Source organism: Gordonia sp. NB41Y, assembly GCF_030718915.1.
Taxonomy (GTDB): Bacteria; Actinomycetota; Actinomycetes; order Mycobacteriales; family Mycobacteriaceae; genus Gordonia; species Gordonia desulfuricans.
Genome location: NZ_CP132196.1, coordinates 4,270,406 through 4,290,930 on the forward strand (window position 1 = coordinate 4,270,406; position 20,525 = coordinate 4,290,930).

Sequence of the window (20,525 nt, forward strand, 5' to 3'; positions counted from 1 at the left end):
CCTCGCCTGGCGGCTCGGTCCCGGCTCAACCATCGAATATGGTTGTGGCGGTTGCTGATGATGTTGTCTGCTCCGGCTGACTCATCCAATGGGATTGGGGTGGAGTGTGTTTGGTGGTTGAGCCGGTGAGGAGCGTAGCGACGAGGCGTGTCGAAACCTCTGTCGGCCGGGGCTGGGTGGTGACCACGTCGGGGTTGTGGTTGCTGACATTGTTGTCTTGCTGGGTTTCGACTCGGGTCCTCGCCTGGCGGCTCGGTCCCGGCTCAACCATCGAATGTTGTTCTGGAGGTAGACGATGCTGCTGTTGGTCCCGGCTCAACCATCGAATGTGGTTGGGGTGGTAGACGATGCTGCTGTTGGTCCCGGCTCAACCATCGAATATGGTTGTGGCGGTTGCCGATGCTGCTGATTCCGGATCGAGCATCGAATGCTGTCTTTGTATCCCTACTCGTTCAACAGCTCCACGCTCGTGATGCGGTGCAGGGAGAAGTGCTGCTCGTCGTCGGTACCGTCCTCGGTGCCGATCAACTGACCTGCGCTCATGATGCGGGGATGGACGATGTGTCGGCTCGCCGAACCGTGGGCGTTCACGTAATCCACGCGCAGCGGGCGATTGGCCCGCAAGGCCAACTGGATCAGGGCCGTGGTGGTCTCACCGTTGCCCGCGGCACGCACCGGGGTGGTCGAGCCCTTCTTCTCCCGGGCCGGTCTCGCCGCCATCGCCCGGTCATGCGAACGCAACCGCGACACCACCTCCCGCACCTGGTCGGAGTTGAGGGCGGAACGGCGCGGCGGGATCAGGGTACGTCGCCCACGTGTGGTCGCCACCCGGCTGCCGCGGGTGCGCATGTCCACCAGCTCGCCGGCCGAATCCTCGCCGGCCGGCGCGAAACCGGCGGATCGCAGCTGCTCGAGGACTTCGCGGATCTCGCTGGGCGACACCGCGACCGTGGGGGCCAGGGCACGCAAGGCCAAATGGTCGGCGGCGTCGCTGCGTAACACCGCCGCCAGCGTGGCGGCATCCTCGCACCGGATGAACGACGACGCCAGACCCACCCGCAGCTGGCCGTGGCGGCGGGCCACGTCCTCGATCAGATAGGTCAGCGACTGGGGGACCGGGGTGCGGGAGTGCGCGGTGAACAGGGTGATCAGTTCACTGCTGGAGCGTCCCGCGTCGAGCGCACGCCGCACGCTGTCCTCGGTGACGCGATACACCGATGCGGCTCCACCGGATTCGAGGTCGGCGACCAGCTCCACCTGCTCGGCCAGATCCGGGGTCATCGGACCCGGCACGGTGATGGTGAGATCGGCCTGGGCGAGGAAGTGGTCGACCGGCTCGGGCAAGGCCTTACGCATCGCGGCGAGGGTCGCGGCATCCTCGTCGTCGGGTTCGGCGGCGAGGAGCGCGCGCCCCACCGACGACAGTGCCGCATGTGCGACGATCCCGAGTTCCCGTGCTTCGGTGAGGGTTTCGTCGACGACGCGGGTGGTGATCCGACGCAACCCGTGCGGATGATGCCAATGCAGAGCGGCCACCAGACCCGCCACCGACACCCGGGTACCGGGGGCGGTGTTGGCCAGCCCGGCCAGGATGGTGTGCCGCTGGGCGGGTGCATGGGCGTCCTGGTTCTCCGCCGACAACGCCGGGATGGTGGTGCCGTCGCGGTCGGGCTCACCCACCTGCCACGCCCGGCGGGGCACCGACAGCCATGCCTGGGCCAGGGTCAGCCACTGCCGTTCCGGCGGCTGGTGCAACCAGGCGTCGGCCTGGGTGGTGGGCGCGAAGGCGTGCTCGCCGGTGTCGTTGGCCGGCGGCGGATCGGGGAAGCCGGCATCGATCAGACGGGCATGTGCCAGCAACTCGACGATCAGCGCCACCCGTCGCTGGTCGAGACCGGTGGCCTTGCTCAGCCGGCGCAGCTCACGCACGCCCAGCGCACCCGACCGCAGCACCGCGGCCGGGGCGGTCCCCAGCACCCGCAGCAGGGCGACGGTGTGCCGGATCAGTTCCAGCGCCTCACCACCGGCCGCCGCGTCGATGTCACGGGCGGAGAACCGCCGGGATGCATTGTCGTCGTCGGGCACCGGCCGGTGCAGGTCGTCGCTGCGCAACGGCGGCTCACCGCGCAGGATCTGCCCGACCTGCGGTGGCAGTTCGACGGTCTGGTGATCGATCCGGGCGAGCAGGCCGTCGGCGATCAGCCGGGCCACCGGCGCCGCCGGATCCGCGTCGGGGGCGGCGTCGCGGCTGCGGCCCAGCGCCGGCCCGCGTGAGAGGGTGGCGAGCAGGTCGGACCGACGCTCGTCGAGACCGTCGAGCCGGGCCCGCACCTCGTCCGGGGTGAGATGGCCGAGCGGGCCGGTCAGATGCAGTGCCCGCCACGGCAACGCCGCGGCGGTGTGCGCCCCGACGTGCAGCGAGTCGTCGTCGCCCCAGATCAGGGCCAGCCGCCGGAGATGGTCGACACGTGCGGCGAGGTCGGCGGGCTCGGCGCGATCGGACAGTGCGTCCACGATCGCCGACACGGTCACCGGTACCGGCGTCTTGCGTCGCTTCGGGGGCGTACCCAAGACGATCGCCTGCTCCAGCACGGCCACGTCGAGCAGATCCAGCGACTCGCCGGCCAGCGCGATCGATGCGGCCGACAACGCACGCTGACCGAGGACACCGGTCCCCTGGGGTGGCGGCGCGGCGAGATCGGGCCGGAGCGCGAAGAGTTCGGCGAGGTCGTCGTCGGAGCGACGCGCCAGATCGACGGCCAGTGCGTCCGCGCGGGTATCCGAACTCATCCGACCGATTCTACTGAGTGCCGGGTATGCCGCTGCGGGCGCGCCGAACCCCGATCAGGCGGGGAGGGTCAGCTTGACCGGCGTCGACCGGTCGCTGGTGCTGCCGTCGCCGAGCTGGCCGACGTCGTTGTGGCCCCAGCAGTACACCTCGCCGGCGGAGTTCCGCGAGCAGGTGGAGCCGCCCGCGGTCTCCACCGACACCGCCTGACCGGTCAGGCCGGTGACCTCGGCGGGGGTCTGGCGGCCGTCGCCGGTGGTGCCGAGCTGGGAGTTGTCGTTGTCGCCCCAGCACCACACCTTCGCGTCCGCGACGGCACAGGTGCTGCCCCAGCCGGTGCTGATCACCGACGCCCCGGACAGGCCGGTGGCCTGGGTCGGCACCGATCGCTGCTGGGTGCTGCCGTCGCCGATCTGGCCGTAGGCGTTGTCGCCCCAGCAGTAGGCGCCGCCACCGGAGGTCGCACAGACCGTGACATAGGCGGTCGGCGTGTCCTCCGAGTTGTTCTTGGTGTAGGTGCCGACCGACAGCGAGGTCACGTCGGTGAGATTGGCGACCTGGACCGGCGACTCCTGCCGACTGGTCGACCCGTTGCCGATCTGGGCGTTGTCGTTGTCACCCCAGCAGTAGGCTTTGCCCTCAGCGATCGCGCAGGTGGTGCCCTGTGCGGTGGCCACGGCGGTGGCCGGGGGCAGACCCGCGACCTTGGTCGGGGTGGTGGTCTCGTCCACACCGGGCAGACCGAGCTGCCCGGAGTCGTTGTCGCCCCAGCAGAGCACATCGCCGTTGGCGACCGCACACGTCGACCCGTATCCGGTGGCGATCGAGGTCACGCCGGTCAGATTCGGGACCTTGGTGGGCGAGGTCTTGTCGGTGCCGGAACCGGTGGCGCCGTCGCCGATCTGGCCGTAGTGGTCGTTGCCCCAGCAGTAGGCCTCGCCGCCGGCCACCGCACACACCGTGGTGCGCGAGTTGCGGTCGCTGTCGGCGTACCCGCCCACCGAGATCGCGGTGACGCCGGAGAGTCCGCCGACCTCGACCGGGGTGGTGCTGTCGGTGGTCGAGCCGATACCCAGCTCGCCGGAACCGTTCTTACCCCAGCAGTAGGCCTTGCCCGCCTGCACCGTGCACGTCGTCTTGCCGTAGGCCGACATGGTGAACGGCTGCGCCGCGGTGACATCGTCGTCCTTGCTGCCGCTGAACGCACCCGCTGCGAACGCGATTCCGACCGCGGCCGCGACGATCACGACCGCGGCGACGGCGATCACACCCACGATCAGGCCGGTGCGCTTCTTGCGCTGCGGTGGCTGCGGCTGCCCGTACGGCTGCCCCGGAACACCGCCGACGAGGTGGTTCGGCTGCGACGGCGGGTAGGTCGGCGGCTGCCCGCCACCCAGCGGCACGGTGCCCGGACCGCCGAGTCCCGCAGTCGGATTCGCCATCGTCGGACCGGAGGCGATCCCCGGCTGCGACGGATACGGCGTCGGCGGCGGGGTGCCCGGGTATCCCGGTGACGCCGGGTAGGCGCCCGGGTTCGGCTGTGCCGGATTGGGATAGGACCCCGGATTGGGGTGCGAGGGCGGATTGGGGTGCCCCGGATTGGGGTAGGACGGCGGGTTCGACAGACCGCCGGGCGGGATCGGGGTCCCCACCGGAGCCGGGGTGGCGGGACGATGGCCCCCCGCCGGGCCGATCACCGTTGCCTCCCCGGAACCGTCGACGGCCGACTTGAGGGCGGCGGCGAAGGACCGGCAGTCCGGATAGCGGTCCGCCGGGTTCTTCGCGAGCGCCCTGGTCAGCACCGCGTCGAAGGCGCCGAGGTCCGGTCGCAGGGAGCTGATCGGCGGGATCGGCTTGGTCAGATGACTCATCACCAGCGCCGACGGCGTGGTGGTGGTGAACGGTGCCTGACCGGTGAACAGCTGGAAGACCGTGCACGCCAACGAGTACTGATCGCTCATCGCGGTCGCGTCGTGCCCCTCGATCACCTCGGGGGCGCAGTAGGCGAGGGTGCCGATGAACGCACTCGTCGCGGTCAGCGAGGTGGAGTTGACCAGCTTGGCGATACCGAAGTCGAGGACGGTGACCCGCTCGATACCGCCCCCCGAGGCATCCCGGCTGACGAAGATGTTGGCGGGCTTGACATCCCGGTGGATCACCTGACGTCGGTGGGCGTAGTCCAGGGCGTCGGCGACCCGCTCGGTGACGGTCACCACGTCCGCCGCGGAGATGGGGCCGTGGGTGAGGTCGGAGCCCTCCAGGTAGTTCATCGTGAACCACGGGGTGCCGTCGGTGATGCCGTACTGATGGATCGAGATGATGCTGGGGTGATCCAGCGACGCGGTGGTCCGCGCCTCGTTGGTGAATCGGCGCTGGAAGTCGGGATCCTGAGCCCCGGCGAGCGAGATGACCTTGAGGGCCTCGCGGCGGAGCAGCTGCGGATTCTCGACGAGGTAGACCTCGCCCATTCCGCCCGAACCCAGCAGTGAGACCACGCGGTAGCCGGCGATCTGTGAACCTGGACTCAGTGGCACGTCTTCCCCTTCGATGCTCGTCGGACCTTGGATTGTGACCCTACCGCCACCGATGACACGGGTGCCGCCATATCATTCGAACGGAGGGTGGGTGGTCGGCCTGCCCGGCAGGTGTCGGGCATGGCACAATATGCGCGTGGCTGAGAGCAATTCGAAGAATCACTACGTCGACAACGGCTGGCCGAGGGATGGCGACGGCAACGTGCCCGACCATGCCGTCTCGGAGTTCGCGACCCACGTCGCCGGTGCACTGTCCCCGTTCGGGGACGTCGAGTTCCCGCTGCCTGCGGACAAGGTGCACTACATCAACCCCAAGACGGACATCAACAGCTGAGCCGTGACCGGCGAATCGCTGTCACACATCGACGACTCGGGCACCGCCCGGATGGTCGATGTCGGTGACAAGTCGGTCACCCGGCGTCGGGCGGTCGCCTCGGGCACCTTCCGGACCACCGCACGGGTGATCGAACTGCTCACCTCCGCCTCCCTGCCCAAGGGAGACGTGCTGGCCACGGCCCGCATCGCCGGGATCATGGCCGCCAAGCGCACCGATGCGCTCATCCCGCTGTGCCATCAGCTGTCGCTGGCATCGGTCGACGTCGACTTCGAGGTCGGCACCGACAGCATCGACGTGACCGCGACGGTCACCACCGCCGGTCAGACCGGCGTCGAGATGGAGGCACTCACCGCCGTGTCGGTGGCCGGGCTCACCCTGCACGACATGGTCAAGGCGGTCGACCGGCGCGCCAGCATGGACGGCGTCCGGCTCCTGGAGAAGTCCGGCGGCCGATCGGGCCACTGGATTCGCGACGAGGACCCGGATCGGTGACACCCTCGCGTTCGGCGCGGGTGATCGTGGCGTCGACCAGGGCGAGCAGCGGGATCTACCAGGACCGATCCGGCCCGATCATCGTCGACTGGCTCGCCTCCCGCGACTTCGCCGTCGACGAGGTGGACGTGGTCGCCGACGGTGACCCCGTCGGAGCGGCCATCCGCGCCGGCGTCTACGCGGGCGTCGACCTGATCGTCACCTCCGGCGGAACCGGCCTCTCACCCACCGATCGCACCCCCGAGCAGACCCGGACACTGCTCGACATCGAGATCCCCGGCCTGGCCGATGCGATCCGACGATCCGGACTCCCCGACGTCCCCACATCGATCCTGTCCCGCGGAACCGCAGGCATCATCGGCACCACCCTCGTGGTCAATCTGCCCGGTTCCACCGGCGGGGTGCGCGACGGGCTGACGGTGCTCGGCACGGTCCTCGACCACACCCTCGACCAGATCCGCGGCGGTGACCACCCATGATCCCGGAACCGTCCGCGGTACAGGTCGTCCACACCGCACTCGCCACCGAACCGATCACCCTCGCCGAGCACGAGGACCTCGTCACCCGTGCCGCGGGTGGGGCCGCGGGGGCCGTCGTCGGGTTCGTCGGCGCGGTCCGCGATCACGACGGTGGCCGTGGCGTCACCCTGCTGTCGTACTCGGCACACCCGAGCGCCCCGGCCGTGCTGGCCGAGGTGGTCGCCGAGGTCGCGGCATCGGCACAGGGCGTGCGCGCGGTGGCCGTATCCCACCGCGTCGGCGACCTGCGGATCGGCGACGTGGCCTTCGTCGTCGCCGTGGCCGCCGATCACCGTGGACCGGCATTCGAGACCTGCGCGCGGATGGTCGACGAGGTCAAGGCCCGGATACCGGTGTGGAAACACCAGTTCTTCGACGACGGCAGAGACGAATGGGTCGGCTCCGCCTGACGTGACGAATGGGTCGGCTCCGCCTGACGTGACGAATGGGTCGGCTCCGCCTGACTCACCCCGGAATTGGAAAAGGGCCCCGCACGGCGTGATGCATCGTGCGGGGCCCTTCGTCTGGGTCGCTCAGGGGAGCGGGATCAGGCCCTTGTTGTCGTTGAACAGGCGCAGCTGGTCCGGGGTGAGCTGGTAGCCGCTGCTCTGGGCGGCCTTCAGCAGTCCCTGGACCTCGGGGCTGACGCCGGCCTCACCGAGCTGATCGAGGGCTTCCTGGGTGCTGGTGGCATCCGGGGTCTGCTCGAGACCGGTGGCGGGCTGCTGCGGGGTGGACGGCGCCGGGGTCGGCGCGGCCTTGCGCAGCGGGGTGGTGTCGGCGGGGGCGGTGCGCGGGGTGGGACCCGACAGCGGGCCACCACAGCTCGGCCAGGCGCCCTTGCCCTGCGACGCCAGCACTCGCTCGGCGACGACGATCTGCTGCTCGCGGGTGGCCTGGTTGGCGGTCGGGGCGAACTCGCCGCCGCCGTGCCCGGCCCAGGTGCTCGGGCTGAACTGCAGCCCGCCCTGGTAGCCGTTGCCGGTGTTGATGGCCCAGTTGCCGCCCGACTCACACTGCGCGACCTGGTTCCACTCGGCGTCGGTGGCGGCCTGGGCGGAGCCCGTGCCCAGCAGGGCGGCGCCACCGCCGAGGACGGCGCCGGTCAGCGCGACCTTGGCGAAGGTCTTGGTGGTGGTCGAGGTCGTCGGCTTGCGGTGACGTCCGGACATAGGTGTTCGTTCCCTCTCTCCACGCGCCTGCGAAGTCAGCTGTCGGGTTCGAGCGAGAGGTGCTCGGTCGCTATGGCCGGTGTGGCCGCGGACTTAACCCCAAGGACGTCGGTCGACGTCCGGTTCCCGGATGGGAAGGTGGGTCCCCCGTCCTCGTTCCCAGATGTTTCTCGTCATCCCACCGGTGGAACGAGGCTCGGCGCGCCCGGTGGAACGTTATGGATGTGTTGGTCTGGCTGTGACCTTCCGAAGTAGGTCGACACGAACCCTACGTCGTTCGAGCGGAGGATTCACGCCCCATCCCGCAACCCATTTCGAGTGTCCGAACGGGACTTTCGGCCCCATTTCAGTGTCACCGCAGTTCACAGGCATGATGGTCGTCTCGTGTCCATCCCGTTACCGGGCCGTTATGTGAGAAAGGTCACAGGACGGTTGCGGGTCATCCGCCGGCAAACGGCGGGAGGACGTCGAGCACCCGCACCGGTGCCAGGCGGCGGGTGCGGTCGCACAGGGCGGTCTCGTCGCGGAGATACGAGCACCGTTCGAGGACCCGTGCGAGTTCCGGATTCCCGTCGGCCAGAGTGTGTTCCAACTCACCGAGGGTGATCGAGTCGGCGACGTCGACGACGGTCTCGTCGACACCGGCCGCGGCGCGCGCGGCAGCGAAGAACCGGACGGTCACCTGCATCCGACTCAGCCGCCGATCGCCGACATCGGCCGGTCCGGCTGGTGGAAACCGGCGGAGTTGACCGCGTGGCCGGGGCCCTTCGCCCAGGCATTGCCGCGCCACAGCCGCGCGATGGCGGCGTCGGTGTCCACCGACAGCGGCCCGCCGCGCAGTGCGGGCAGCAGCGACGTCTCCGACGTCGCGAACAGACAGTTGCGCAGGGCGCCGTCGGCGGTCAGGCGGGTGCGGTCGCAGTCCCCGCAGAACGGGCGGGTGACCGACGCGATGACGCCGACCCGGGCCGGTCCGCCGTGGGGCTCGGTGTACCCGTCGACCAGCCAGGTCTGGGCCGGGTCGGCCCCCCGTGGCGTCGGATCGGGCCGCAGGTCGAAGCCGGCCTGCAGGGTGGCCAGGATCTCGTCGGCGGTCACCATCGACGCCCGGTCCCAGTCGTGGCCGGCGTCGAGCGGCATCTGCTCGATCACCCGCAGTTGATAGCCGTGGTCCAGGCAGAACCGGAGCAGGTCGGGCAGGCGGGACAGATCCGACCGGTCCGGGAGGACGGCGTTGACCTTCACCGGGTGCAGGCCGGCGGCCCGCGCGGCGGCCAGTCCGTCGAGTACGTCGCCGAGCCGGTCGCGGCGGGTGATCTCGGCGAACCGGGCGGCATCGACGGTGTCGAGCGAGATGTTCACCCGCGTCAGCCCGGCGTCGACGAGTCCGCCGATACGTCGCGTCAGGCCCAGCCCGTTGGTGGTCATCGCGATGTCGGGGCGTTCGTCGAGCCCGGTCACCGCGGCCACGATCTCTTCGAGATCGCGGCGCAGCAGTGGCTCGCCGCCGGTGAAGCGGATCGCACGCACCCCGAGGTCGCGGACCGCGACGGTCAGCACACGGATGAACTCGTCGGTGGTCAGCAGGTCGTCGCCGGGCAGCCAGTCCAGACCCTCGGCGGGCATGCAGTAGCGGCAGCGCAGGTTGCAGCGGTCGGTCACCGACACGCGCAGATCGGTCGCGACCCGGCCATGGGTGTCCCACAGCCGGTTGTCCGGGCCCGCAGGCGTGGTGTCGGGTGCGCACAGACCGGGCAGGCAGGGATCGGCTGTGCGGGAGGGGAGGGGCAGGCCCAGATGGACGGTGGTCATCGTCGGGCCTCGAGGGCGCGGAAGCTGCTGGCGTGGAAGACCAGGGGTTCGATGTCCGGATCCGAGCGCAATGCCTCGATCCGGAGCAGCACCACGACGTGATCGCCGGCCGGGACCTCCTGGGCGACGGTGCACAACAGATGTGCGGCGGCCTGCGGGACGAACAGTGCGCCGTCGTCGACGCCGGTCCGCGTTCCGGCGTCCGGACCGAACGGGTCGATCCCGTCGAACCGGTGCTCGGCGGGTCCGGCCATCTGCCGGCACAGCTCGGACTGGTCGGCGGAGAACACGCTGACGCCCAGCGCCCGTGACGCCCGCAGCCGCGGCCAGGTGGTGGAGGTGTTCTGGACGCACACGCTGACCAGCGGCGGGTCCATCGACACCGAGGTGAACGAACTGGCCGCCATCCCGATCGGTTGCGGGTCGTGGGGGCCGCCCACATCGCTGCAGACGGCGACGACTCCCGACGGGAAGCAGCCGAAGGCCTGCTTCAAGGCCCCGGGGTCGGTGACCGCGGAGAACTCGCCGGGCGGGGCGGTCACCGTGTCCGGCGTCCGGTGCGCAGGGCCGCGGCGATGGCCAGCAGGAATCCGAGCGGGGCGCACAGTGCCAGCAGATAGACCGCGGTCGGTGCCGTCTCGCCGTCGGCGACAGCCGGCATCACGAACAGTGCGATGAGCGCGATCAGGCCGATCACGAACACCACGATCGCCACCGGCAACAGCCGCGATGATCGCTTCTTCTCCATATCACCCACGGTAGAACTCCATGTCATCCACGGTAGAACACCCGGGCACCTCCTGTGGACCGTGGCAGTGCAGGGGTACCGGAACCGCTCGCCCACACCGGCACGGGTGCGAGGGGCGTTCGGTGGACGGTAATGGGTGTGACCCGGTGCGGGACGGTTGGCTAGGATGGTGACGACCAGGCGCCTGTTGCTCATCGTTCTGTGTGGGACCGGGCGCCTTTTTTGTTGTGACCGACCGATTTTCAGTGAGGGTGAGCACAGTGCCGACGGGCAAGGTGAAGTGGTACGACGCCGACAAGGGCTTCGGTTTTCTCGCTCAAGAGGGCGGCGAGGACGTGTACGTCCGTGCGTCGGCCCTTCCCGAGGGCATCGCGGCCCTCAAGCCGGGGCAGCGAGTGGAGTTCGACATGGCCGCCGGTCGCCGGGGGCCGCAGGCGCTGCGCGTGAGCGTGCTCGAGCCGGCACCCAGCATGGCCAAGAACGCCCGTGAGGCCGCCCGGGAAGCCGCCCGCAAGGACGTCAAGCGGCACAGCCCGGACGAACTGCACGGCATGGTCGCCGACCTGATCACCCTGCTCGAGAACAAGGTGCAGCCCGACCTGCGTCAGGGCCGCTACCCGGATCGCAAGACCGCGCAGCGGATCTCCGAGGTTGTGCGCGCGGTCGCCCGCGAACTCGATCACTGATCGCCCCACCCCGATCACCCGGATCGTCCTGCCCGGATCTCCCGGCAGGACGATCCGCGTGCGGGTCAGATCGCCGGGACGGCGAACCCGACCGGCGCGGTCTGCACGGCCAGGGCGCCGCGTGCGGTGTCGATCGTGCCGTCGGCGTTGACCACCGCGGACGGCACGATCACGGTGATGCCGACCAGCACCCGATCGGGCTCTGATTCCAGCTTCACCGTGAAGGTCGTGCCGGACTGCAGGATGCGGGAATCCTCGTAGAGGCCCTTCGGCGTCGCATACAGCGCGGTCAGGCTCCAGGGACCCGACGCGATCACCGACGGCACCGACAGCAGCACCGACGTGCCGGTCGGGACCGGGACGTGCGGTGTCTCCCGCTGCGGCTGGTTCGGCGGCGGTGTGCACTCGGTGAGGAACACATCGCACCAGCGCACGGGTTCGACGGTGTGCAGCTGGTCGCCGACCGCCAGGTGCAGGTAGGCGCCGTCCTCGTCGTCGGAGTGGGCGGTGGCCACGAGCACACCGACCGCACTGCCCACGACGGCAACCACCACGATCGCGACCAGCGCGATGATCGCGACGGCCTTCTTCTCACCGGAACTCATCACGGTCTAGTGATATCCCATCCGCTTGGTGGGCTCGTCGCCCGGTCCGGGTCGACGCCGCGGCGGTTCGTGCCGCGTCGTCGGATGGCTGTAGTGGGTGGTCGGTGCCGCCGCGAACGGGGTGGTGGGGGCGGTCTGGTCGGGGCGATGCCCACCGAGGCCGGGGATCAGTGAGTGTCCGCGGACGGTCAGCACGGTCTGGGTCAGGCCGACCCCGAGGAACGCCGCGACCACGGCGAATCCGATCCACAGTGTGGTGGGCAGCAGCACGCCGAGTGCCGCGCCGGTCACCCAGCACAGCTGCAGGACGGTCTCCGACCGGCCGAACGCCGACGCCCGCGACTCCTCCGGCAGGTCGTCCTGGATGGACGAGTCGAGGCACACCTTGCCGATCGCGCTGGTCCCGGAGGCGACGAGCGCGGTGAGCGTGGCCATCAGCATGTTGCCGAACACGGCCGTCAGAACGGCGAACACGAAACATGCGGTGGTCGAGTAGAGGACGATCTTCTGCGGGTTCTTCAGCTCCAGCCGGGTGCCGACGCCGTTGCCGATCATGTTGCCGATACCGGCGGCCGCACCGACCACACCCAGCATCGCCAGCTGCTTCCAGTCCGAGTGCACACCCTCCTGGGCCTTGGCGTAGAAGGCGATGTAGAGGGTCAGGAACCCGGTGAGGATGCGGATGGTCCCGTTGCCCCACAGGCCTGCGACGACCCGGCGTCCCAGCGGCCGGCGCATCGTCGCGGCCAGCACCTTCGCGCCGTCCCGCACACCGCCGCGTCCTTCACGTCCCTCTCGGCCGGTGCGTGGCGGCTCGGCGGTCGTCGGACCGTGGTAGGTGAGGGTGGTGGGCACCTCACCCTCGGTGACCTCCACCCACGACGGGATCCGCATGCACAGGTAGGCGCCGACGGCGGCCACGATCGCCAGCCACACCATCGCACCCGGCAGGTGGAAGGGCAGCACCTTGGCCAGCAACAGCTCGAACACCGCGGCCACCGCGCCGCCGAGGATGGTGCCCCCGATCAGGCCGAATGTGGTCAGTCGGGAGTTCACCCGGGGCAGGTCGATGGACGGCGGCACCACCCGAGGGGTGACCGCCGACTTGAGCACGCCGAACGATTTGGACAGCACCATCAGACCCAGCGCGCACGGGTAGAGCACCCACGGGTCGTAGTTGAGTTGCTGTGCGGCGGCATCCCACGTGACATTCGCCATGATCAGCAGGGCCAGCACCACGCGGGTGCCGAAGGTGACCGCCATCGCCACCCGCCGCCCGTGCTGCAGCCGGTCGAGGAGCGGACCGATCAGCGGGGCGATCAGCGCGAACGGGGCGATCGTCAACGCCAGGTACAGGGCCACGCTCACCTTCGATTCGGCGGTGGCCGCCGAGAAGAACAGCGTGTTGGCCAGGGCGACGGCCATCGCGGCGTCGACGGTGAAGTTCGCGATCACCGGCAGGGTCAGTGCGGTCAGACCCGACTGGTCGGCGCCGTCGGCGGTCGCGGCCTGGTGGATCTTGCCGATGCCCGCGGCGGTGAGCTGCCTCGACCGCATCGCCGCCACGCGGGCGACGGTGATCTTCTTGGGCAGCTTCGGCTGGTCGGGGTCGGTGGGCAGGGCCTGGGTGTCCGACGATCGCGGCGGTGCCGACGGGTCGTCGAGGGGCGGCAGATGCGGATTGTGCGTCCGCGGCGGCAGATAGGCGTCGCCACGGTTGCCGCCGGGAGGATTGTTGCCGCCCGAACCGCGGCCTGTACCCGGATCACGACCCGGCTGCGGCCGGCGGCGACGGCCGTCGGCCGGATAGTTCGCGGTACCCGGATGGTCGACCGGGTTGCGCCGGGTACGCCCGCCCACACGGGGGTCGGTGGCCCCGGCGTGTGTGTCGGCGCGGTCCTGCGGCTTCCATCCGGTCACGCGTCAATTGTTCCCTATCCGGCGACAGGCGTGGCGGATGAGGTGCTCGGCGATGTGTCGCACGCACCGCCTCCCGCGGCAGACCTCCGGTGGATCGCCCGGCACCGGCCGGAAGCACCCGGCACCACGTGTGCACGCGGATCCGGCGATGTTGCACACTGGAACGGTGACTGGAGTTGTGGACGGGCCGCGGTTGCTCGATGCCGTCGATATTGCCCGTGCTGCGCTCATCGAGGACGGACACCGTCCGGGTGAGCATCGTCACGCCGTCGCGGAGGGTGAGTGGGCCGCCGCCCACTACTTCGACGCCGATCTGATCGGCTACCGCGGATGGCAGTGGTGTGTCGTGGTGGCCGGTGCCCCGGGCAGCGACGAGGTGACCGTGTCCGAGGTGGTTCTGCTGCCCGGTGACGGCGCGCTGCTGTCGCCGTCGTGGGTGCCGTGGTCGAAGCGGGTCGCCCCGGGCGATCTCTCGGCCGGCGACGTCCTGGCCGCCGATCCCGACGACGTGCGTCTGGTCCCGAACCAGATCGACACCGGCGACGAGTTCGTCGCCGATCCCGACGAGATCGCGCAGATCTCCGGTGCACTCGGCCTGGGTCGCAAGCGGCTACTCAGCAGTGAGGGACGCGACGAGGCCGCGCAGCGCTGGTACGACGGCGACTTCGGACCGGGTTCGGAGATGGCACAGGCCGCCCAGTTCCCGTGCTGCACCTGCGGTTTCTACATCCCGCTGTCGGGGTCGCTGCGCGCGGCGTTCGGTGCGTGCGCCAACGAGTTCTCCGCCGACGCCCACGTCGTCTCCGCCGAATACGGCTGTGGCGCACACTCCGACATGGTCGCCCCCAAGGGTGAGGGCACCCCGGCCTTCGACGCCTTCGACGACGGTGTGCTCGAGATCGTCGCGGTGTCGGCCGGTGCGGGTGCCGACGATCCGGACGGCCGGTCCTGACCACTCCCGATCGGTTCGGTGCGGCCGCCCTGCGGGAGGCCACCGTCGCGGCGTGGCGTGATTCGCCGACCCGACTCGCCGAGGACGCCGCCGCCGAGGCGGACCTGGCGACGGTCGGGTACCGCGACCGGCTCGTGGTGGAGCTGGTCACCAACGCCGCCGACGCCGCACATCTGGGCGGGGTCGCCGGACATGTCGCGATCTGGGCCGACGGCGCCACCCTGCACATCGCCAACACCGGTGCGCCCCTGACCGAATCCGGTGTGCGTTCGCTCACCGCACTGCGGGTGTCGGCCAAGGACCCCGCGGGCACCGACGGTGTCGTCGGCCGGTTCGGGGTCGGCTTCTCGGCCACCGCCACCGTCGCCGACCGGGTCGAGATCCGTTCGGGGCCCGGATCGATCGTCTTCGACCGGGATCGGACCGGGGCCACGCTGGAACAGGCCGGGATCGATGCCGACGAGGCACTGTCGCGGCACGCCGTTCCGCTGCTGCGCCTGGCCTGGCCGCTCGACGCGGCACCCCGCGCCGGATTCGCCACCGAGATCGTCCTGTCGTTGCGGCCGGACACCGATGTGGCCGGCCTGCTCGCCGTGGCCGCCGGGCAGGCCGCCGACCTGTTGCTCGCGCTGCCCGCACTGGCGCGGATGGACGTGGGCGAGCAGACCTTCACCGTCGAGCGCGGTGACGACCGGATCGTGGTCGAGGAGTCCGGCGGCGGCCGTCGCGAGTTCGCCGTCGCCACCCACGGCGGAAGCCGGTGGTCGGTGGAGCTGCGCCAGGGCACCGTCGTCGTCGGCGACCGGGACGTGGTGTGGGCACCGACGCCCACCGATATCCCGATGTCGTTGCCGTGCAGGCTCTACACCGACGCCCCGCTGACCGCCGACCGTCGCCATCTGCATCCGTCGGCCGACATCGTCGGTGCCGCCGCCGGGTATCCAGAGATCCTGCGACTCGTCGATCCGGTGGACCGACTGTCGTTGGTGCCCTTGCCTTATCGTGCACACGGCGGTGACGACACTCGGATGATCGAGGCCGTCCTGGCCGCGCTGCGCACCTCCGGCTGGCTGCCCGGCGCGGGCGGTGACGATCTGGTTCCCACCCGGGCGGTGGTGCTGATCGGACTGTCCGACGCCCTCGCCGAGGTGCTCGGTGAGGTGTTCGCCGACCTCGTCCACCCGGAACTGTCGTCGGCATATCGCCTTCCGGTCCTCGAGCTGCTCGGGGTGGATCGGATCGGACTGGCCGTCGTCGCCGAGCGGCTGGCCGGGGTGGACCGCGATGCGCAGTGGTGGCACCGTCTCTACGATGCGCTGGCGCCGCTGGTCGGTACCGGTGCCGACGTCGAAGAACTTGCCGCACTACCGATCCCGCGATCCGATTCCCGGATGCACATCGGTGCCCGCGGCCTGTTCACCACGACGGTCGACGTGGGTATCCCGCTGCGATGGGTGCCCACCGTCGATCCCGCCGCCGATCACCCACTCCTGGAACGGCTCGGCGTGCAGACGCTGTCGCCGGCCGAGGCGCTGGCCGACCCGGTCCTGCAGTCCCTCGTCGACGACGAGGCCGAGGACCTCGCCGAAGAGGTCCTCACGCTGCTCGCCGCCGACCCCGACGCCCCGGTTCCGGGCTGGCTCGCACGCCTGCCGATCCCCGATGCCGACGGGGAACTGTGCAGTGCCGACGAACTGCTGCTCGCCGAGTCGCCGTTGCTGTCGGTGCTCGTCGACGACCACCCGTTCGGGATCGTCGACCCCGAGCTGGCCGAGCGGGTGGGGGCCGACGTCCTGCGCCGCCTCGGCGTCGGATGGGGGTTCGCCCTGGTCTCCGACGAGCTGCCGGTCGGACCCGACCACGAACTGCCCGACGAGGAGCAGTGGTGGGAGTCGCTGCCCGATGCTCCGGAAACACTCTGTGCCATCCGTGATCTCGACCTCGTCGATCCCGACCGGTGGGCGAGCGCGCTGACCCTGATGGCCACCGACGAGCGCCTCGCGCCCGCCTTCACCGGCCGGGCCGACTACACCCCGTGGTGGCTGCGGCACTTCGCCGAGGTCGACGGATCGTTGCTCGGCGAGTTCCGTGCGCCGTCGGACGCCGGCCTCGCCGGTGTGCTCGATCCGCTCGATCACCCGCATGCCGACGACCTCGCCACCGCACTCGGGGCGCTGCCGCCGGAATCGGCGACCGACGCCTCGGTACTGCTGGCGCGACTCGGTGAGGACGGGCGCGACGTCACCCCCGGCGTGGCGGTCGGCATCCATGCGGCCATCGTCGGCGCCTGCCGGTCAGGCGCGCTCGACCCGGCGGATATCGACGTGCCGCAGTCGGTCCGGACATTGTCCGGCGGCGTGGCCGACGACGCCGTGGTGGTCGACGCGCCGTGGTGGTTGCAGACCCTCGACGACGCCGAGGCCGTGATCGCCGGACTGCCCGTCGTCGCCGCCGATGCGGCGATGCTCGCCGAGATCCTCGATCTACCCACCGCCGGTGAGCAGTTCACGGTCATCCTGGGAGGGCCAGGACGGCCGGTCGAGACGACGTCGGCCGAGGCCGTTCGCTGGTCGGCTACAGCCGGAGCGGTCGCCGGCCCGATGCGCATACACGACGAACTCTGGGTGTTCCTCGAACACAACGGCACCCGCCGCGAGAAGCGCGTCGACTGGTGGGTCGACGATCGCGGTGTCACCCACCGCGGACAGGTGAGCTGATCGGCTGTCTGAGGTTTCGACGCGACTCGTCGCTGCCCGGGGCTTCGATTGGTGCTTGAGCCGGAACTTCCATTGGTGATTGAGCCGGGACCGAGCGTAGCGAGGACCCGTGTCGAAATCTGGTGAGCTGACGATGTTGGTGGCCACTCTTGAGGTGGTTGCGTTGGCGAGTTCGGCTGTCTGAGGTTTCGACACGTCTCGTCGCTTCGCTCCTCGTCGGCTCAACCATCTTGTGGGCGTTGGTGATTGAGCCGGGACCGAGCGTAGCGAGGACCCGTGTCGAAATCTGGTGAGCTGACGATGTTGGTGGCCACTCTTGAGGTGGTTGCGTTGGGGAGCTCGGCTGTCTGAGGTTTCGACTCGTCTCGTCGCTGCGCTCCTCGTCGGCTCAACCATCGTGTGGCACTGGTTGTTTGAGGTGGGGCTTCTATTGGTGATTGAACCGGAACTCCCATTGGTGATTGAGCCGGGGCTTCTGTTGGTGATTGAGCCGGGACCGAGCGTAGCGAGGACCCGTGTCGAAATCTCCGTAGCGGGCGCTGGGTGGTGACCACGTCTGAGGTGGTTGCGTTGGGGAGCTCGGCTGTCTGAGGTTTCGACACGTCTCGTCGCTGCGCTCCTCGTCGGCTCAACCATCCACTGGGCGTTGGTGATTGAGCCGGGACCGAGCGTAGCGAGGACCCGTGTCGAAATCTCCGCAGCCGACGCCGGGCGGCGACCACCTCAGAGGTCTTGGCGCAGGCGGGTATGTCGGCCGTGTCAGGCTCGCGCGTCGATACCGGTGGTGAGGATCGACGCCAGCTGGCGGTAGGCGCGGGCGTCGTCGAGGCCGGTGGCCGCGGCGACCTCGCGCCGCTGGATACGGGCCATCATGGTTGCCGCGAGGTCGGCGGCGAATGCCGCGTCGACGTCGCGGAAGTCGCCCGCGGCCACCCCGGCGTCGATCAGCTCCCGCACCCGCGCTGCCGCGGCCTCGGTGTTGCGCTCGTAGAGCTCGCGGGTGGGGGCAAAGGCATGCAGGTCGGACATGAACTGCGCGGACGCGGGGGACAGGGCCTCGCCGACGGCGATGAGATAGGTGGTGACCGCCTCACGGGCCGAGCCGGCCTGCCCGACCCGCTGCTCGACATGGTCGGTGGCCGTCCGGAAGAAGTGCGCGACGGTCCTGGTGACCAGTTGCTCCTTGCTGTCGGCGAGCGTGTAGAGCGTCGACTTGGAACACCGCAGTCGGGTCGCGAGATCCGACACCGACAGATGTGCGAACCCCTCGGCGAGCAGGAGCTCGAGCATCGCATCGAACAGGACGCCGCGTCGGCGGGTGGCGAAGTCGCCCCGCTGCGAACCCGCGTCGCGTGATGGGGTCACGGCCTCCTCCTTTCGTTCACCTGACAAGAATAGTACTGTGCGAGGTACTTGAGTACTGTTTCTATACTCCACGGAAGGCCGACCATGCCTGTTGACCGCCTGCTCCCCAGTGACGAGGCCCGCGATCTGATCGCACTGACCCGCGACATCGCCGACAAGCGGCTCGCCCCCATCGCCGATCAGCACGAGAAGGACGAGACCTACCCCGTCGGCCTGTTCGCCGAGCTCGGCGAGGCCGGTCTGCTGGGATTGTCGTACCCCGTCGAGTGGGACGGTGGCGCCCAGCCGTACGAGGTGTACCTGCAGGTCCTCGAAGAACTCGGTGCCCGGTGGGCGGCGGTCGCGGTGGCGGTCAGCGTGCACGGCCTCGCCTGCCACCCGCTGTTCACCTTCGGCACCGAGGAGCAGAAGCAGCGGTGGCTGCCCGATCTCCTGAACGGTCGCCTGATCGGCGCCTACAGCCTGTCCGAGCCGCAGGCCGGGTCCGACGCGGCTGCCGTGAACTGCCGTGCCGAGGCCACCGACGGCGGGTACCGGGTGACCGGTACCAAGGCGTGGATCACCCACGGCGGGATCGCCGACGTCTACAACGTCTTCGTCCGTACCGGCGAGGGGTCCAAGGGCATCTCGTGTCTGCTCGTCCCGCGGGACACCGAGGGCCTCACCTTCGGCAAGCCGGAGGAGAAGATGGGTCTGCACGCGGTCCCGACCACCGCCGCCACCTACGACGACGCCCTGATCGACGCCGACCGGCTGATCGGCACCGAGGGCCAGGGCCTCCAGATCGCCTTCTCCGCACTCGATTCCGGCCGGCTCGGGATCGCCGCCGTCGCGACGGGCCTCGCCCAGGCCGCACTCGACGCCGCCGTCGAGTACGCGCAGGAACGAACCACGTTCGGCCGCAAGATCATCGACCATCAAGGTCTGGGCTTCCTGCTCGCCGACATGGCGGCGGCGGTGGACTCCGCCCGCGCGACCTACCTCGACGCGGCGCGTCGTCGTGACGCCGGCCGGCCCTACTCGCGCGCCGCCGCGACCGCCAAGCTGATCGCCACCGACACCGCGATGAAGGTCACCACCGACGCGGTGCAGGTACTCGGCGGCAACGGCTACACCCGCGACTTCCGCGTCGAGCGCTACATGCGCGAGGCCAAGATCACCCAGATCTTCGAGGGCACCAACCAGATCCAGCGTCTGGTGATCAGCCGCGCCCTCGCGTCGCAGACATAGTCGTGGCCCGGCCCGGTGGGGTCGGTCGGCGATCCAGGACGTCTCTACCCTGGTGGGCGTGACCCCGACCGTCCTCGCTCTGCCCCACCTCCGACTCGACGACGAGGTGATCGGCTGGGTGGTCGACGACCGGCGTGAACCGTGGGTCGGGCTCGCCCATGCGGTCACGGTGCTGGGCAACACCCTCACCCTGACCGTGATCTGCCTGGTCGTCGTGGCCGCACTGCTGATCCGGCGGAAGGTCGGCATGGCGGTGCTGCTCGGCGCGGGTGCCCTGCTGGGCTCCGCGGCGATGGTGACGCTCAAACACATCTTCGGCCGCACCCGTCCACCGGTCACCGACCGGCTCCTGACCATCGAGAGCTACTCCTTCCCGTCCGGACACGCGATGATGTCGATGGTCGTGTACTGCCTGCTGGCCGTCGTCGCATTCGGTGTCAGCGGATGGGTACGCGATCACCGGTGGGTGCTGCTCGCGGCCCCGCTGCTGTCCATCGCGATCGGACTCACCCGGATCTACCTCGCGGTGCACTGGCCCACCGACGTCCTCGCCGGGTGGGCGTTCGGCGCGATGTGGGTGGTGCTGTGCGTGTGGATTTTTGGTCTCTTCGAACGATGGACCCATCGGACAGAGGTCGGTTCTACTTGA

Annotated in this window: 19 protein-coding genes and 1 riboswitch; of the genes, 9 read left to right on the forward strand and 10 right to left on the reverse strand. The window is 69.8% G+C overall.

What is annotated here, in order from left to right:
* Window positions 1-444: 444 nt before the first annotated feature.
* Both Q9K23_RS18530 and Q9K23_RS18535 read right to left on the reverse strand, forming a co-directional pair.
* The gene (locus tag Q9K23_RS18530) at window positions 445-2,790 is read right to left on the reverse strand and encodes a helicase-associated domain-containing protein (RefSeq protein WP_305950231.1); all 2,346 of its coding nucleotides are present in this window, start codon (window positions 2,788-2,790) and stop codon (window positions 445-447) included.
* Between the two features lie 54 nt (window positions 2,791-2,844).
* Window positions 2,845-5,322: a protein kinase gene (locus tag Q9K23_RS18535; RefSeq protein ID WP_305950232.1), complete on the reverse strand. Its 2,478-nt coding sequence runs from the start codon at window positions 5,320-5,322 to the stop codon at window positions 2,845-2,847.
* A gap of 130 nt (window positions 5,323-5,452) precedes the next feature.
* On the opposite strand from Q9K23_RS18535, the gene Q9K23_RS18540 reads away from it, so the two are divergent.
* The 4 genes from Q9K23_RS18540 to Q9K23_RS18555 are packed head-to-tail and all read left to right on the forward strand — an operon-like array spanning window position 5,453 to window position 7,079.
* Window positions 5,453-5,656: a hypothetical protein gene (locus Q9K23_RS18540; protein ID WP_152972937.1), complete on the forward strand. Its 204-nt coding sequence runs from the start codon at window positions 5,453-5,455 to the stop codon at window positions 5,654-5,656.
* Window positions 5,657-5,707: 51 nt separating this feature from the next.
* Entirely contained in the window at window positions 5,708-6,151 is a 444-nt protein-coding gene (gene moaC, locus Q9K23_RS18545; protein WP_082366144.1) for a cyclic pyranopterin monophosphate synthase MoaC, read from the forward strand.
* Window positions 6,148-6,630, forward strand: coding sequence for a molybdenum cofactor synthesis domain-containing protein (locus tag Q9K23_RS18550; protein ID WP_020792096.1), 483 nt, complete (start codon window positions 6,148-6,150; stop codon window positions 6,628-6,630). The genes moaC and Q9K23_RS18550 overlap by 4 nt, the downstream gene beginning before the upstream one ends.
* Entirely contained in the window at window positions 6,627-7,079 is a 453-nt protein-coding gene (locus Q9K23_RS18555; protein ID WP_305950233.1) for a molybdenum cofactor biosynthesis protein MoaE, read from the forward strand. The genes Q9K23_RS18550 and Q9K23_RS18555 overlap by 4 nt, the downstream gene beginning before the upstream one ends.
* A 123-nt stretch (window positions 7,080-7,202) precedes the next feature.
* Here Q9K23_RS18555 and Q9K23_RS18560 read toward each other — a convergent pair whose 3' ends face one another.
* From Q9K23_RS18560 to Q9K23_RS18580, 5 genes are all read right to left on the reverse strand, one after another.
* The gene (locus Q9K23_RS18560) at window positions 7,203-7,841 is read right to left on the reverse strand and encodes a transglycosylase family protein (protein WP_059036995.1); all 639 of its coding nucleotides are present in this window, start codon (window positions 7,839-7,841) and stop codon (window positions 7,203-7,205) included.
* Window positions 7,842-7,849: 8 nt separating this feature from the next.
* Window positions 7,850-8,053, reverse strand: a riboswitch (cyclic di-AMP (ydaO/yuaA leader).
* Window positions 8,054-8,280: 227 nt separating this feature from the next.
* Window positions 8,281-8,529, reverse strand: a complete 249-nt coding sequence (locus Q9K23_RS18565) for a MoaD/ThiS family protein (protein ID WP_020794380.1) — start codon at window positions 8,527-8,529, stop codon at window positions 8,281-8,283.
* A gap of 5 nt (window positions 8,530-8,534) precedes the next feature.
* Window positions 8,535-9,653: a GTP 3',8-cyclase MoaA gene (gene moaA, locus Q9K23_RS18570; protein WP_053778795.1), complete on the reverse strand. Its 1,119-nt coding sequence runs from the start codon at window positions 9,651-9,653 to the stop codon at window positions 8,535-8,537.
* The gene (locus tag Q9K23_RS18575; RefSeq protein ID WP_020793605.1) at window positions 9,650-10,195 is read right to left on the reverse strand and encodes a flavin reductase family protein; all 546 of its coding nucleotides are present in this window, start codon (window positions 10,193-10,195) and stop codon (window positions 9,650-9,652) included. Before Q9K23_RS18575 ends, moaA begins: the two co-directional genes overlap by 4 nt.
* Complete coding sequence (locus Q9K23_RS18580; protein ID WP_053778794.1) at window positions 10,192-10,401, reverse strand: hypothetical protein; 210 nt, start codon at window positions 10,399-10,401, stop codon at window positions 10,192-10,194. The genes Q9K23_RS18575 and Q9K23_RS18580 overlap by 4 nt, the downstream gene beginning before the upstream one ends.
* Window positions 10,402-10,661: 260 nt before the next feature.
* Here Q9K23_RS18580 and Q9K23_RS18585 point away from each other — a divergent pair, with 260 nt between their 5' ends.
* Window positions 10,662-11,087 (forward strand): cold-shock protein, encoded by a 426-nt coding sequence (locus Q9K23_RS18585; RefSeq protein WP_053778793.1) that lies wholly within the window; start codon window positions 10,662-10,664, stop codon window positions 11,085-11,087.
* A 65-nt stretch (window positions 11,088-11,152) separates the two neighbouring features.
* Here Q9K23_RS18585 and Q9K23_RS18590 read toward each other — a convergent pair whose 3' ends face one another.
* Together Q9K23_RS18590 and Q9K23_RS18595 are read right to left on the reverse strand one after the other, a co-directional pair.
* Window positions 11,153-11,692: a DUF2771 family protein gene (locus Q9K23_RS18590; protein WP_202927354.1), complete on the reverse strand. Its 540-nt coding sequence runs from the start codon at window positions 11,690-11,692 to the stop codon at window positions 11,153-11,155.
* Window positions 11,693-11,698: 6 nt separating this feature from the next.
* Entirely contained in the window at window positions 11,699-13,552 is a 1,854-nt protein-coding gene (locus Q9K23_RS18595; RefSeq protein ID WP_053778824.1) for an MFS transporter, read from the reverse strand.
* Between the two features lie 226 nt (window positions 13,553-13,778).
* Here Q9K23_RS18595 and Q9K23_RS18600 point away from each other — a divergent pair, with 226 nt between their 5' ends.
* Both Q9K23_RS18600 and Q9K23_RS18605 read left to right on the forward strand, forming a co-directional pair.
* Entirely contained in the window at window positions 13,779-14,564 is a 786-nt protein-coding gene (locus Q9K23_RS18600) for a DUF3027 domain-containing protein (RefSeq protein ID WP_053778823.1), read from the forward strand.
* Window positions 14,561-17,281 carry an ATP-binding protein gene (locus Q9K23_RS18605; RefSeq protein WP_053778792.1) on the forward strand — a complete coding sequence of 907 codons (2,721 nt, stop codon included), beginning with the start codon at window positions 14,561-14,563 and terminating at the stop codon, window positions 17,279-17,281. The genes Q9K23_RS18600 and Q9K23_RS18605 overlap by 4 nt, the downstream gene beginning before the upstream one ends.
* A 759-nt stretch (window positions 17,282-18,040) precedes the next feature.
* On the opposite strand, the gene Q9K23_RS18610 is transcribed toward Q9K23_RS18605, so the two are convergent.
* Entirely contained in the window at window positions 18,041-18,571 is a 531-nt protein-coding gene (locus tag Q9K23_RS18610; protein ID WP_053778822.1) for a TetR family transcriptional regulator, read from the reverse strand.
* Window positions 18,572-18,730: 159 nt separating this feature from the next.
* Between Q9K23_RS18610 and Q9K23_RS18615 the strand changes: the two genes are divergently transcribed.
* Both Q9K23_RS18615 and Q9K23_RS18620 read left to right on the forward strand, forming a co-directional pair.
* A complete protein-coding gene (locus tag Q9K23_RS18615; RefSeq protein WP_053778791.1) occupies window positions 18,731-19,876 on the forward strand; it encodes an acyl-CoA dehydrogenase family protein in 1,146 nt (381 codons plus the stop codon).
* A gap of 58 nt (window positions 19,877-19,934) precedes the next feature.
* Window positions 19,935-20,525, forward strand: coding sequence for a phosphatase PAP2 family protein (locus Q9K23_RS18620; RefSeq protein ID WP_082366142.1), 591 nt, complete (start codon window positions 19,935-19,937; stop codon window positions 20,523-20,525).

Bases quoted from the DNA above. Each gene is read 5' to 3' on its own strand.
- moaC (WP_082366144.1), top strand. From the start codon at position 5,708: ATGGTCGATGTCGGTGACAAGTCGGTCACCCGGCGTCGGGCGGTCGCC.
- moaA (WP_053778795.1), bottom strand. From the start codon at position 9,653: ATGACCACCGTCCATCTGGGCCTGCCCCTCCCCTCCCGCACAGCCGAT.
- Q9K23_RS18580 (WP_053778794.1), bottom strand. From the start codon at position 10,401: ATGGAGAAGAAGCGATCATCGCGGCTGTTGCCGGTGGCGATCGTGGTG.
- Q9K23_RS18615 (WP_053778791.1), top strand. From the start codon at position 18,731: ATGCCTGTTGACCGCCTGCTCCCCAGTGACGAGGCCCGCGATCTGATC.
- Q9K23_RS18610 (WP_053778822.1), bottom strand. From the start codon at position 18,571: ATGCTCGAGCTCCTGCTCGCCGAGGGGTTCGCACATCTGTCGGTGTCG.
- Q9K23_RS18565 (WP_020794380.1), bottom strand. From the start codon at position 8,529: ATGCAGGTGACCGTCCGGTTCTTCGCTGCCGCGCGCGCCGCGGCCGGT.
- Q9K23_RS18530 (WP_305950231.1), bottom strand. From the start codon at position 2,790: ATGAGTTCGGATACCCGCGCGGACGCACTGGCCGTCGATCTGGCGCGT.
- Q9K23_RS18555 (WP_305950233.1), top strand. From the start codon at position 6,627: ATGATCCCGGAACCGTCCGCGGTACAGGTCGTCCACACCGCACTCGCC.
- Q9K23_RS18590 (WP_202927354.1), bottom strand. From the start codon at position 11,692: ATGAGTTCCGGTGAGAAGAAGGCCGTCGCGATCATCGCGCTGGTCGCG.
- Q9K23_RS18560 (WP_059036995.1), bottom strand. From the start codon at position 7,841: ATGTCCGGACGTCACCGCAAGCCGACGACCTCGACCACCACCAAGACC.
- Q9K23_RS18540 (WP_152972937.1), top strand. From the start codon at position 5,453: ATGCGCGTGGCTGAGAGCAATTCGAAGAATCACTACGTCGACAACGGC.